The sequence below is a fragment of the Pseudoxanthomonas suwonensis genome, from assembly GCF_010093235.1.
GTDB classification, from domain to species: domain Bacteria; phylum Pseudomonadota; class Gammaproteobacteria; order Xanthomonadales; family Xanthomonadaceae; genus Pseudoxanthomonas; species Pseudoxanthomonas suwonensis.
In genome coordinates this window covers 135454-148838 of the sequence record NZ_PDWP01000001.1, presented here as the reverse complement: position 1 = coordinate 148838, position 13385 = coordinate 135454, and the positions used below count along the sequence as shown (strand labels likewise).

At 70.3% G+C, this 13385-nt stretch carries 9 protein-coding genes and 1 pseudogene; 3 read left to right on the top strand and 7 right to left on the bottom strand.

Annotation, left to right across the window (positions count from 1 at the left end; genetic code table 11):
- Positions 1-2 precede the first annotated feature (2 nt).
- The gene (locus CSC68_RS00640) at positions 3-3167 is read left to right on the top strand and encodes an efflux RND transporter permease subunit (protein ID WP_162201578.1); all 3165 of its coding nucleotides are present in this window, start codon (positions 3-5) and stop codon (positions 3165-3167) included.
- 202 nt (positions 3168-3369) lie between these two features.
- Here CSC68_RS00640 and CSC68_RS00635 read toward each other — a convergent pair whose 3' ends face one another.
- Entirely contained in the window at positions 3370-4236 is an 867-nt protein-coding gene (locus tag CSC68_RS00635; protein ID WP_162201577.1) for a LysR family transcriptional regulator, read from the bottom strand.
- A gap of 136 nt (positions 4237-4372) precedes the next feature.
- Between CSC68_RS00635 and leuC the strand changes: the two genes are divergently transcribed.
- Together leuC and leuD are read left to right on the top strand one after the other, a co-directional pair.
- Positions 4373-5800, top strand: coding sequence for a 3-isopropylmalate dehydratase large subunit (gene leuC / locus CSC68_RS00630; protein ID WP_162201576.1), 1428 nt, complete (start codon positions 4373-4375; stop codon positions 5798-5800).
- Between the two features lie 12 nt (positions 5801-5812).
- Complete coding sequence (gene leuD / locus CSC68_RS00625; RefSeq protein ID WP_162201575.1) at positions 5813-6460, top strand: 3-isopropylmalate dehydratase small subunit; 648 nt, start codon at positions 5813-5815, stop codon at positions 6458-6460.
- A gap of 51 nt (positions 6461-6511) precedes the next feature.
- Here leuD and CSC68_RS15855 read toward each other — a convergent pair.
- The 6 genes and pseudogenes from CSC68_RS15855 to CSC68_RS00595 all read right to left on the bottom strand — a co-directional run bounded on the left by CSC68_RS15855 (position 6512) and on the right by CSC68_RS00595 (position 13359).
- Positions 6512-7471, bottom strand: a pseudogene (locus CSC68_RS15855) (serine hydrolase domain-containing protein).
- A 331-nt stretch (positions 7472-7802) separates the two neighbouring features.
- A complete protein-coding gene (gene gdhA / locus CSC68_RS00615; protein WP_162201574.1) occupies positions 7803-9143 on the bottom strand; it encodes an NADP-specific glutamate dehydrogenase in 1341 nt (446 codons plus the stop codon).
- Positions 9144-9187: 44 nt separating this feature from the next.
- The gene (gene leuB / locus CSC68_RS00610; RefSeq protein WP_162201573.1) at positions 9188-10282 is read right to left on the bottom strand and encodes a 3-isopropylmalate dehydrogenase; all 1095 of its coding nucleotides are present in this window, start codon (positions 10280-10282) and stop codon (positions 9188-9190) included.
- A 24-nt stretch (positions 10283-10306) separates the two neighbouring features.
- On the bottom strand, positions 10307-10537 hold the full coding sequence (locus tag CSC68_RS00605; protein WP_162201572.1) for a hypothetical protein: 231 nt from the start codon (positions 10535-10537) through the stop codon (positions 10307-10309).
- A gap of 102 nt (positions 10538-10639) precedes the next feature.
- Positions 10640-12214: a 2-isopropylmalate synthase gene (locus CSC68_RS00600; RefSeq protein ID WP_162201571.1), complete on the bottom strand. Its 1575-nt coding sequence runs from the start codon at positions 12212-12214 to the stop codon at positions 10640-10642.
- Entirely contained in the window at positions 12211-13359 is a 1149-nt protein-coding gene (locus CSC68_RS00595; protein WP_162201570.1) for a threonine dehydratase, read from the bottom strand. The genes CSC68_RS00600 and CSC68_RS00595 overlap by 4 nt, the downstream gene beginning before the upstream one ends.
- Between the last annotated feature and the right edge of the window lie 26 nt (positions 13360-13385).

The window sequence follows — 13385 nt, the reverse complement described above, 5'->3', positions numbered from 1 at the left end:
CCATGCGCCGCTTCAACGTCTCCGAGTGGGCGCTGCACAACCGCGGGCTGGTGCTGTACGCGATGATCGCGCTGGCGGTGATCGGCACCTGGTCCTACCTGCGCCTGGGCCAGAGCGAGGACCCGCCGTTCACCTTCAAGGCCATGGTGGTGCAGACCCTGTGGCCGGGCGCTACCGCCGAGGAAGTCTCGCAGCAGGTCACCGAACGCATCGAGAAGGCGGTGATGAACACCGGCAAGTACGAGTTCGTGCGCAGCTATTCGCGCCCGGGCGAGTCGCAGGTGATCTTCATGGCCCGCGATTCGATGCGTTCGAAGGACGTGCCGGACCTGTTCTACCAGGTGCGCAAGAAGGTCGGCGACATCCGCGCCACGCTCCCGGAAGGCGTGGTCGGTCCGTTCTTCAACGACGAGTTCGGCGACACCTTCGGCAACATCTACGCCCTGACCGGCGAGGGCTTCGACTACGCCATCCTCAAGGACTACGCCGACCGCATCCAGCTGGAGCTGCAGCGGGTGGCCGACGTAGGCAAGGTCGAGCTGATCGGCCTGCAGGACGAGAAGGTCTGGATCGAGATCGACAACGCGCGCCTGGCCACCCTGGGCATCCCGCTGCAGGCCGTGCAGCAGGCGCTGGAAGGCCAGAACGCGGTGGTGCCGGCGGGCTTCTACGAGACTCCCGGCGAGCGCGTGCAGCTGCGCGTGGACGGTTCCTTCCGCACCCTCGACGAGATCCGCGCGTTCCCGATCCGCGCCAACGGCCGCACGATCCGCCTGCAGGACGTGGCCACGGTCACCCGCGGCTTCGCCGATCCGGCCTCGCCGCGGATGCGCTTCATGGGCCAGGACGCGATCGGCATCGCCGTGGCCATGCGCGACGGCGGCCATATCCTGCGCCTGGGCGATGCCCTGGAGGCCGAGTTCGCGCGGCTGCAGGAGCAGCTGCCGGCGGGCATGGAGCTGCGCAAGGTCTCCGACCAGCCCGAGGCGGTACGCGACTCGGTGGGCGAGTTCGTGCGCGTGCTGGCCGAGGCGGTGACCATCGTGCTGCTGGTCAGTTTCTTCTCGCTGGGCTTCCGCACCGGACTGGTGGTGGCGGTGTCGATTCCGCTGGTGCTGGCGATGACCTTCGCGGTGATGAACTACTTCGGCATCGGCCTGCACAAGATCTCGCTGGGCGCGCTGGTGCTGGCCCTGGGCCTGCTGGTGGACGACGCGATCATCGCGGTGGAGATGATGGCCATCAAGATGGAGCAGGGCTTCGATCGCCTGCGCGCGGCCAGTTTCGCCTGGGAGTCCACCGCGTTCCCGATGCTCACCGGCACCCTGATCACCGCCGCCGGCTTCCTGCCGATCGCCACCGCCGCCTCGAGCACCGGCGAGTACACCCGCTCGCTGTTCCAGGTGGTGACCATCGCCCTGCTGGTGTCGTGGATCGCCGCGGTCCTGTTCATCCCGTACCTGGGCGACAAGATGCTGCCTGACCTGGCGCATCCGCAGCCGCCCAGGCCCGGCAGCCTGGCCGCGCGCCGCCGCGCCTTCCGCGAGCGGCTGGCCGACCGCTGGCCGCAGTACGCGGCCCTGCTGGCGCCGGCGCCGATCGACGGCCACCACCATGATCCTTACCAGCGCCCGTTCTACCAGCGCTTCCGTCGCCTGCTGGACGCCTGCCTGCGCCGGCGCTGGCTGGTGATCGGCGCGACCGTCGGCCTGTTCGTGCTGTCGCTGCTGATGTTCCGCTTCGTGCCGCAGCAGTTCTTCCCGGACTCGACCCGGCCGGAGCTGATGGTCGACATCGAACTGGCCGAGGGCGTGTCGCTGCGCTCCACCGAGGCCCAGGCGAAGAAGCTGGAAGCGCTGCTGCAGACGCGCGAGGACATCCGCAACTACGTGGCCTACGTCGGTACCGGTTCGCCGCGCTTCTACCTGCCGCTGGACCAGCAGTTGCCGGCGACCAACTTCAGCCAGTTCGTGGTGCTCGCGCGCGACATCCGGGCACGCGAGGAACTGCGCAACTGGCTGCTGCGCGAGGTGGCGCCGCAGTTCCCGGAGCTGCAGATGCGCGTGACCCGGCTGGAGAACGGCCCGCCGGTGGGCTACCCAGTGCAGTTCCGCGTTTCCGGCGAGCACATCGACCAGGTGCGCGCGATCGCGCGCAAGGTCGCGGAGAAGGTGCGCGCCAACCCGCACACCACCAACGTCAACCTGGACTGGGACGAGCCGAGCAAGGTGGTGCGCCTGGAAATCGACCAGGACCGCGCCCGCGCGCTGGGCGTCAACAGCGCCCAGCTGGCGCAGTTCCTCAGCGCGCAGCTGTCCGGCTACACCGCCAGCACCTTCCGCGAGGGCAACGAGCTGGTCGGGATCATGCTGCGCGGTGGCGCCGGCGACCGCGAGCAGCTGGAACTGCTGGGCAGCCTGGCCATCCCCACCGGCGACGGCGGCAGCGTGGCGCTGTCGCAGGTGGCACGCATCCGCCAGACCTTCGAGGAGGGGATCATCTGGCACCGCGACCGGCTGCCGACGATCACCGTGCGCGCGGACATCGGCGACGAGCTGCTGCCGGCGGCGGTCACCGCGCAGATCGATCCGACCCTGGAGGAGATCCGCGCCTCGATGCCGGCCGGTTACCTGCTGCAGGTGGGCGGCTCGGTGGAGGACTCGGCGCGCGGCCAGAACTCGATCAAGGCCGGCATGCCGTTGTTCCTGTTCGTGGTCACCACCCTGCTGATGGTGCAGCTGCGGAGCTTCTCGCGCACGCTGATGGTGCTGGTGACCGCGCCGCTGGGCCTGATTGGCGCCACCTGGTTCCTGCTGCTGTTCCGCATGCCGTTCGGTTTCGTGGCCCTGCTCGGCACGATCGCGCTGGCCGGCATGGTGATGCGCAACTCGGTGATCCTGGTCGACCAGATCGAGCAGGACATCGCCGCCGGCCACGACCGCTGGCACGCGATCGTCGACGCCACGGTACGCCGCTTCCGCCCGATCGTGCTGACCGCGCTCACCGCGGTGCTGGCGATGATCCCGCTGTCGCGCAGCGCGTTCTACGGCTCGATGGCGGTGGCGATCATGGGCGGCCTGATCGTGGCCACCGCGCTGACCCTGCTGTTCCTGCCGGCGCTGTACGCGGCCTGGTTCCGGGTCAGGCCGGAAGAGGCGACGGCCTGACGGCGGGACGGTGTAGCCGAAGCAATGCCGCTGCTTCGGCTACGCCCCGGGTGCGCCCGCACGAAGCACCTTTCTCCCCGGGAGAGGGGAACCCGGGTGCGCTTCGCTTACCCGGGCTACATCTTTGCTTGCCGTCGGCCAGCGCCATCATCCCGGCCAATCACCAATCACGAATCACGAATCACGAATCACGAATCACGAATCACGAATCCCCGCGCAACAACGCGATGAACGCCTGCGCCGCCCGCGACAGCGTGCGCCCGCCATGCACGACGTAACCGAGCTGCCGTGAAAGCTGCACGCCCTGGACCGGCAGCACCTGCACCTGCGCGTCGAGCATGGTCTGCGGCAGCGCGCTCCAGGCCAGGCCGACCGAGACCAGCATCTTGATGGTCTCCATGTAGTTGGTGGTCAGGCGCAGCTGCAGCGACAGCCCGCGGCGGGCGAAAGTCCCGGCGATGATGCGGTGGGTGAAGGTGCCTGGATCCGGCAGTACCGCCGGGTGCGCTGCGATATCGGCCAGTCCCACCTTCGCCATCCGTGCCAGCGGATGGTCCGGCGCCACCACGAAGCGCAGCGGGTCGTCCCATACCGGCGTCGCCAGCAGCGGCGCCTCGGTGGGGCCGAGCGTGGTCACCGCCAGCTCCGCATCGCCGCCCAGCACCTGCGCGTAGGCCTGCTCCGAATCCATGAAGCGGATATCCAGCGCCACCCGCGGATGCAGCGCGGTGAAGCGGCGCAGCAGCGCCGGCAGCCGGTGCAGGCCGATGTGGTGGCTGGTGGCCAGGCTCAGGCGGCCGCCGATGTCCTGGCCGAGGTCCTGCAGTGCGCGCCGCGCCGCGTCGGCTTCGGCCAGCATCTGCCGCGCGCGCGGCAGCAGCAGGCGCCCGGCCTCGGTCAGCACCACCTGGCGGCCCAGCCGGTCGAACAAGCGCACGTCCAGGTCCTGCTCCAGCTGGGCGATGCGTTTGCTTACTGCAGGCTGGGTCAGGTGCAGCTGTTCGGCGGCCGCGGAGAAGCCGCCGCGGTCGGCGACGGCGACGAATGCGGACAGGCTGGCCCAGTCCATCGAGGCTCCGGATTGGATTCCTGACGGGAATCTAGTGGATGAAAAATATGCATTTGAGTTATCGATGGCAAGGCGGCAGGATTTCCCTTCAGCCCGGCGGGCCGTGCACGCCCGCCACCGCCAGAGGAACAGAGGGATGGCCGGCAAGACCCTGTACGACAAGCTGTGGGAAATGCACGAGGTGACCCGTCGCGACGACGGCTCCTCGCTGATCTACATCGACCGCCACATCCTGCACGAGGTGACCTCGCCGCAGGCGTTCGAGGGACTCCGGCTCGCCGGCCGCAAGCCCTGGCGCGTGGACGCCAACATCGCCACGCCCGACCACAACGTGCCGACCACCCGCGCCGAGCGCGCCGGCGGCCTGCAGGCCATCGCCGACCCGGTGTCGCGCCTGCAGGTGCAGACCCTGGACGAGAACTGCGAGGACTTCGGCATCCTCGAGTTCCGGATGGACGACGCCCGCCAGGGCATCGTCCACGTGGTCGGCCCGGAGCAGGGCGCGACCCTGCCGGGCATGACCGTGGTCTGCGGCGACTCGCACACCTCCACGCATGGCGCTTTTGGAGCACTGGCGCACGGCATCGGCACCTCCGAGGTGGAACACGTGCTGGCCACCCAGTGCCTGGTGGCGAAGAAGATGAAGAACATGCAGGTCCGGGTCGAAGGAAAGCTCGGCCCGGGCGTGACCGCCAAGGACATCGTCCTGGCGGTGATCGGCAGGATCGGGACCGCCGGCGGCAACGGCCACGCGCTGGAGTTCGCCGGCAGCGCGATCCGCGGCCTGTCGATCGAGGGCCGCATGACCATCTGCAACATGGCCATCGAGGCCGGCGCGCGGGTGGGCATGGTGGCGGTGGACGAGAAGACCATCGAATACGTGAAGGGCCGCCCGTTTGCGCCCAAGGGCGAGCAGTGGGACGCGGCCGTGGCGCTGTGGCGCACCCTGGTTTCCGATCCGGACGCGCACTTCGATACCGTGGTCGAGCTGCGCGCCGAGGACATCAGGCCGCAGGTCAGCTGGGGTACCTCGCCGGAGATGGTGGTGGCGGTCGACGCCGCGGTGCCGGATCCGGAGCGCGAGGCCGATCCGGTGAAGAAGGACTCGATCGTGCGCGCACTGAAGTACATGGGCCTGGAGCCCAACCAGCCGATCACCTCGATCCGCCTGGACCGCGTGTTCATCGGTTCCTGCACCAACTCGCGCATCGAGGACCTGCGCGCCGCCGCCGCGGTGGCGCGCGGGCGCAAGGTTGCGCCGACGATCAAGCAGGCGCTGGTGGTCCCGGGCTCGGGCCTGGTCAAGGCCCAGGCCGAGGCCGAGGGCCTGGACAAGGTGTTCATCGAGGCCGGCTTCGAGTGGCGCGAGCCGGGCTGCTCCATGTGCCTGGCGATGAATCCCGACAAGCTCGGCGCCGGCGAGCATTGCGCCTCCACGTCCAACCGCAACTTCGAGGGTCGCCAGGGCGCCGGTGGCCGCACCCACCTGGTGAGCCCGGCGATGGCCGCCGCCGCCGCGGTGGCCGGCCACTTCGTCGACGTGCGCGAACTGGTCCAGGCCTGAGGAGACCGCCGAATGAAAGCCTTCACCACCCATACCGGCCTGGTCGCCCCGCTGGACCGCGCCAACGTCGACACCGACCAGATCATCCCCAAGCAGTTCCTCAAGTCGATCAAGCGCACCGGCTTCGGCCCGAACCTGTTCGACGAGTGGCGCTACCTGGACGTCGGCCAGCCCGGACAGGACTGCAGCACCCGCCCGCTGAACCCGGACTTCGTGCTCAACTTCCCGCGCTACCAGGGCGCCAGCGTGCTGCTGGCGCGCGAGAACTTCGGCTGCGGCTCCTCGCGCGAGCACGCGCCGTGGGCGCTGGACGAATACGGTTTCCGCGCCATCATCGCGCCCAGCTTCGCCGACATCTTCTTCAACAACAGCTTCAAGAACGGCCTGCTGCCGATCGTGCTCAAGGACGAGGAGGTCGACGAGCTGTTCCACCAGTGCGAGGCCACCGAGGGCTACACCCTGACCGTGGACCTGGCCGCGCAGGCGGTGACGCGCCCGGACGGCGTGCAGTACGGCTTCGAGATCGACGCCTTCCGCAAGCATTGCCTGCTCAACGGCCTGGACGACATCGGCCTGACCCTGCAGGAGAAGGACGCGATCGCCGCCTTCGAGGCGCGCCACCGCGCCGCCCAGCCCTGGCTGTTCAACGCCGGCGCCTGATCCATTGCGCGGCGCGGGTCGTCCGCGCCGCCCGATCGCGCCGCTGGCAGCTCACCTGACCGCCGGCAGCAGCTTCCCGGTCAGCAGGCGGAAGGTCCGCCGCGGTGCATCCTGCATGCCGTAGTTGGTCGTGGTGACCACCACGACCAGCTGCTGCGCAGGGAATACCCGCACCGTGTTGCCGCCGGTGCCGTTCATCGCGAACGAATCGAACGTGCGGCCCTCGCTGGTGTCGTGGTGCAGCCACCAGAGGTAGCCGTAGTCGATGTCGTCCTCGATGCGCGCATGCGGCCGGGTGGATTCGGCCACCCACGCCGCCGGCACCAGCTGGCGGCCGTACCATTCGCCACCGCGGCGGTAGAGCTCGCCCAGGGTGAGCAGGTCGCGGCTGCGCAGGGCCAGCCCGCCGCCGGCCTGGGCCAGGCCCAGCGGCGAGAGCTGCCAGGCCGGCGCTTCGATGCCCAGCGGGTCGAACAGCTTGTCGCGGGCATAGTCCTGCAGGGGGCGGCCGACGGCGGCCTGGATCGCGGCGCCGAGCGTGGTCACGCCCGCGGTGCAGTAGCGGAAGCTGCGCCCGTAAGGCGAATCCTCCGGTCGCTTCATCCATGCCGGGAAGCCCTGGATCGGCAGGTCCAGGTAGAAGCCCACCCAGTCCTCGACCAGGTACATGCGTTCCTCGTTGCCGCGCGATCACTGGTTCCAGTCGTCGCACTCCAGCAACGAGGACATGCTCATCAGGTCCACCGCCGTGATCGCGTCCTTGCGCGGATCCGGATGGGCCGGCGGCGGCCGTCGCAGCAGCGGCAGCACCGGGGCGTCGGCCCGCATCCGGCCTTCGGCCTGGGCGATGCCGACCAGCATGCCGGCGACGGTCTTGGTGGCCGAGCGCGTGTCCCGGCGCGCATCGGCACCGCCTTCGTCGAAGTAGCGTTCGTAGACCAGGACGCCATCGCGGGCGACCAGCACGCTGGTGACCTGGCCGAAGTCGCCCGCCTCGATGGCCTGTTCCATCGCGGCCAGGGCGGCCGGATCGATGCGGTGCTCCACGGCTGGTTCCAGTTGCCAGCCCGGCTCCCTGGCCACGGCCGCGGGGGCCACCAGCAGCAGGATCATCGGAAGCAGGAACAGCCGCATGGCAGGTCTCCGGCAGCGAAGGTGGCCGGAGACTGGCACGGCGCTGCCGGCCGGCGGAGAGGGCCTGCGATGAAGCGCCGGAAACGCCGACGGAACCCGGCCGCGGCGGCACGAAGCAAGGGGGCGCCCGCGCGGACGCGCCCGTGCTGCGACGTGGCAAACCGGCCAACCGCGTGGCGCTACGGCGTGGCCGCCGCGCCACCTGCGGTCAGTACACGCCCTGCGCGAGCATCGCGTCGGCGACCTTGACGAAGCCGCTGATGTTGGCGCCGTCGACGTAGTTGACCGTGCCGTCCTTGCGCTTGCCGTGGCGCACGCAGTTGCCGTGGATGTCCTTCATGATCGCGTGCAGGCGCTCGTCGACCTCGGCGTGGTGCCAGGCCAGGCGCGCGGCGTTCTGGCTCATCTCCAGGCCCGAAGTGGCCACGCCGCCGGCATTGGAGGCCTTGCCGGGCGCGTACAGGGTGCCGGACTCCAGGAACACGTCCACCGCCTCCAGGGTCGAGGGCATGTTCGCGCCCTCGGCCACGCAGATGACACCGTTCTTCACCAGGGTGCGCGCGTCCTCGCCATCCAGTTCGTTCTGGGTGGCGCAGGGCAGGGCGATCTCGGCCGGGATATGCCAGGGCCGCTTGCCAGGCAGGTATTCGAAGCGCGGGTCCTCGGCCAGTTCGGCCAGGCGGCCGCGGCGCACGTTCTTCAGGTCCATCACCGCCTCGATGGCTTCCATGTCGAAGCCGTCGCGCGCGTAGAGCGTGCCGTTGGAATCGCTGAAGGTCAGCACCTTGCCGCCCAGGTCGGTGGCTTTCACCGCCGCGTACTGGGCCACGTTGCCGGAGCCGGAGACCAGTACGCGTGCGCCATGGGTCTGGCGCTGGGCGTGGTGCAACATCTGTTCGACGAAGTAGACCGTGCCGTAGCCGGTGGCTTCCGGGCGCATCAGGCTGCCGCCGTAGGCCAGGCCCTTGCCGGTGAACACGCAGCCGGCCTGGTTGGAGAGCTTCTTCATCATGCCGGCCATGTAGCCGACCTCGCGCGCGCCCACGCCGATGTCGCCCGCCGGCACGTCGGTGTCCGGGCCAAGATGGCGGTACAGCTCCAGCATCAACGCCTGGCAGAAGCGCATCACCTCGCCGTCGCTCCTGCCCTTGGGGTCGAAGTCCGAGCCGCCCTTGCCGCCGCCCATGGGCAGGGTGGTGAGCGCGTTCTTGAAGGTCTGCTCGAAGGCGAGGAACTTCAGGATCGACAGGTTCACCGACGGGTGGAAGCGCATGCCGCCCTTGAACGGGCCGATCGCCGAGCTGTGCTGGACGCGGAAGGCGCGGTTGACCTGCACCTGGCCGCGGTCGTCGACCCACGCGACGCGGAACTGCAGTACGCGCTCGGGTTCGACCAGGCGGTCGAGCAGGCCGTCGCGCGCGTACTGCGGGTGCCGCTCCAGGAACGGCCACAGGCTGGCGGTGACTTCCTTCACCGCCTGCAGGAACTCGGGCTGGCCCGGATCGCGGCGTTGCACCCGCTCGAGGAATTCTTCCCTGGAACCTGGCATGGCTTGCACTCCTGGTCTGGTGTGGCGCGTTCTGTGCGGCGTGCTCAGCGCAGGCGTTCGATCACCGCCTGCGCCGCCTGTTGCGTATTGACCGCCTGCCCGGCCGCGGCGAGGTCGGCGGTGAACACGCGGTCGTCCAGCGCCGCCGAGACCGCGGCCTCGACCGCGGCGGCCTCGGCTTCCAGGCCCAGCGAGTGGCGCAGCAGCATGGCCGCGCTGAGGATGGTCGCGTAGGGATTGGCGATGCCCTTGCCGGCGATGTCCGGCGCCGAGCCGTGGATCGGTTCGAACAATCCAACCTGACGTTCCGCCTTCGGCGATCCGTCAGGGCCAATCTTGCCGTCGCCCAGCGAAGCGGACGCCAGCAGGCCCAGCGAGCCGGCCAGCATCGAGGCCTCGTCGGTGAGGATGTCGCCGAACATGTTCTCGGTGACGATGACGTCGTAGGCGCGCGGCCTGGACAGCAGGTGCATGGCCATGGAATCGACCAGCTGGTGCTCCAGAGTCACGTCCGGGAATTCCTCGCGCACCACGCGCGCGGCCACGTCGCGCCACAGGCGCGAGGTCTCCAGCACGTTGGCCTTGTCCACCGAGGTGAGATGGCCGCGGCGGCTACGCGCCAGGGTGGCGGCGCTGCGCACCACGCGCTCGATCTCGGCCACGGTGTAGCGGCACAGGTCGCTGGCATCGGTGGCGCTGCGGGTCTTGTCGCCGAAGTAGATGCCGCCGGTCAGCTCGCGCACGACCACGATGTCCACGCCTTCCAGCAGTTCGGACTTGATCGGCGAGGCGCCCAGCGCCGCCGCGTGCGGGCGCACCGGGCGCAGGTTGGCGAACAGGCCCAGGCCCTTGCGGATCGCCAGCAGGCCCTGCTCCGGACGCACCTTCGCATTGGGATCGGACCACTTCGGCCCGCCGACCGCACCGAGCAGGATCGCGTCGGCCTTCCTGGCCGCTTCCAGCGTGCTGGCCGGCAGCGGCTCGCCGGGGCGGTCGATGGCGATGCCGCCGATGTCGTGCTCCTGGAAGGAGAAGCTGTGGCCGGGGCGGGCGGCGACCGCCTCCAGCACCGGCAGGGTCGCGGAGACGATTTCAGGACCGATGCCGTCACCGGGCAGTACGACGATGTTCGCGTGCATGGGGTGCCTCGTAACGGAGGGGACTCAGGCCGCGTCACGCGCGGCGTCGGGATCAGGCGCGGGCAGCGACGGGTCAGGCTCCGGCACGGACGCGGACGTCGCCCGCGGTGTGTCTGCGGGCTTCACCGGGCCGTCCCAGTCGGACGCGTCGGGGCGTGGCGGCAGCGGCGTATCGGCGGGACGGCGCGACAGGGCGCGGTTCACGGCGGCGTCGAAGCTGAGCGCGGCAGCCGGATTGCTTTCAGCGATGGGCATGGAACGTTCCTCGACGACCGGCACGGGGAGCGCCGGTCGGCGGTCTGTTGAAAGGAAGCCGGCCGCCGGCTCCCCACCGGCGGCCGGTCGGGTGTGGATCGGTCAGGCGGTGGCCAGCTGCTCGCTGTTCCCCGCGGCACGGCGCTGGCGAAGCAGGCGGTTGGCCACGTCCAGCCAGGCCAGTGCGCTGGCCTCGATGATGTCGCGGCTGGTACCGGTGCCTTCGTACTCGTCCTCGCCATGGCGCACGCTGAGGCTGGCCTCGCCGCGCGCGTCGGTGCCCAGGCCCACGCTGTGCACCTGGTAGCTCTCCAGGCTCAGCTGCACGCCGGTGGCGGCCGACAGCGCCGCGAACAGCGCGTCCACCGGGCCGTCGCCCTCGGCGGTCTCGGCCACGCGGCGGCCGTCCGGATCGGACAGTTCGACCGTGGCGCTGGCGCGCTGGCCGGCGTCGCTGACCGTCATCGAGGCCAGGCGGTAGCCCTCGCCGTCGCCGGTGTCCTGCATCAGGTGCTGCAGGTCGGCGTCGGTGACCACGCGCTGCTGCTCGCACAGCGCCTTGAAGTCGGCGAAGACCATGTCCAGCTCGGCCTCCTCCAGGTAGTAGCCGAGCGCGCGCAGGCGCTGCTCGACCGCGGCGCGGCCGCTGTGGCGGCCCAGCACCATCTGGGTGTCCGGCCAGCCCACGTCCTGGGGGCGCATGATTTCGTAGGTGCCGCGGTGGCGCAGCATGCCGTGCTGGTGGATGCCCGACTCGTGGGCGAAGGCATTGCTGCCGACCACCGCCTTGTTGCGCTGCACCGGCATGCCGATCAGGCGCTGCAGAAGCTGCGAGGTCGGGACCAGGCGGCGGGTGTCCACGCCGGTGTCGGCCTCGAAGAACGCGTTGCGCACCTTCAGCGCCATCACGATCTCCTCCAGCGCGCAGTTGCCGGCGCGCTCGCCGATGCCGTTGATGGTGCACTCGACCTGGCGTGCGCCGCCCTCGATCGCGGCCAGGGTATTGGCCACGGCCAGGCCCAGGTCGTTGTGGCAGTGGGCGCTGAAGACGACCTTGTCGGCCCCCGGCACCTGCGCGATCAGGCGCTGGAAGATGCCACGGATTTCCTCCGGCGTGGTGAAGCCGACCGTGTCCGGGATGTTGATCGTGGTGGCGCCGGCGGCGATCGCCGCGGCCACGACCTCCTGCAGGAAATCCTCCTCGGTGCGGGTGCCGTCCTCGGTGGAGAACTCGATGTCGTCGATATGGCCCTTGGCATGGCGGATGCTCTCGACCACCCGGTCCAGCACCTGCTGCCGGCTCATGCGCAGCTTGTGCTCGCGGTGCAGCGGGCTGGTGGACAGGAACACGTGCAGGCGCGGCTTCGCCGCCGCCTCCAGCGCGCGCAGCGAGATGTCGATGTCGGCCTGCAGGCAGCGCGACAGCACCGCCAGGGTCGGCTCGCGGATCTCGCGGGCGATCAGGGCCATGGCCTCGCGGTCGGACTGCGAGCTGGCCGGGAACCCGGTCTCGATGACGTCAACGCCCAGGTCGGCCAGGGCACGGGCCATCACCAGCTTCTGCGGCGGGGTCATGCTGCAGCCGGGAGACTGCTCGCCATCGCGCAGGGTGGTATCGAAGACCCGGATGCGGGCCGGGGAGACCTGGGTTTGGGCTTGGGACTGTTGCGCGTTCACCAGGTGAACTCCTCTTCGCTGACGGGCTGCGGCGCGGTGGGCGCCTTTGGGGCGGAAATGGTGGGTTTGGAAGACAGGTTAGCGACTGTACGGCGCTTTGCCAGTGGATTCGGTTTGCGCGCCGCACCATCGCCCGGGACGGCGGCGGCCGGCTCGGGGCCGCGGCTGCGCCGGCGCGGTTTGCGCGGCGGCCGCGGGCGTACCTCGGACAGCAGCTGGGCCAGGATCGCGGCATCGATGTTCCCGCCGGAGACCACGGCGCACTTGCGCCTGCCGGCCACGCGGCGGCCGGCGGCCAGGGCCAGGGCGCCGGCGCCCTCGGCGATCAGGTTCTCCTCCAGCGCCAGGCGGACCAGGGTCTCGCGCAGCTCGGCCTCGCGCACGATCACCACGTCGTCCAGCAGGCGCGCGCACAGGCGACGGGTCAGGAAGCCGGGCACCTTCACCCGGACGCCGTCGGCCAGGGACTTGGCCGGGGCGATCTCGCGCACGTCGCCGCGGATGGCGCGGGCCATGGAATCCACGCCCTCGACCTGGGCGCCGACCACGCGCACGCCCTGTGACTTCAGCGCCAGGGCCACGCCGGAGGCCAGGCCACCGCCGCCGATCGGCACGATCACCACGTCCGGCGCGTGCGGCGCGATCTCGATGCCGATCGTGCCCTGGCCGGCGATCACGTCCGGGTCGTCGAAGGCGGACAGGAAGCGGTAGCCGTACTGCTCGGCCAGCTGGCAGGCGAAGGCGTAGGCCTCGTCGTAGCTGTCGCCGTGCTGGCGCACGGTGGCGCCCCAATGGGTGACGCCGGCGATCTTGGTCTGCGGCGCGCCGTGCGGCATCACCGTGATCGCCTGCACGCCCAGGCGGTAGGCGGCCCAGGCCACGCCCTGGGCGTGGTTGCCGGCCGAGGCGCAGATCACCGGGCGCTCGTCGCCGCGCTCGCGCGCGGCCAGCATCGCGTTAAGCGCGCCGCGGACCTTGTAGGAACCGGTGCGCTGCAGGTTCTCCAGCTTCAGCATCACGCCGAAGCGCTCTGCCAGGTGCATCGGCGTGACCGGCAGGAACCGGCGCAGGCGCGACTGCGCGGCCAGCACGTCGGCGACGCCGACGTCCGGTTCCCCGGTGCTGACGCGGCCGGTGTCAGGCATCGCCGTGGCGCTCCGCGCGATCTCCG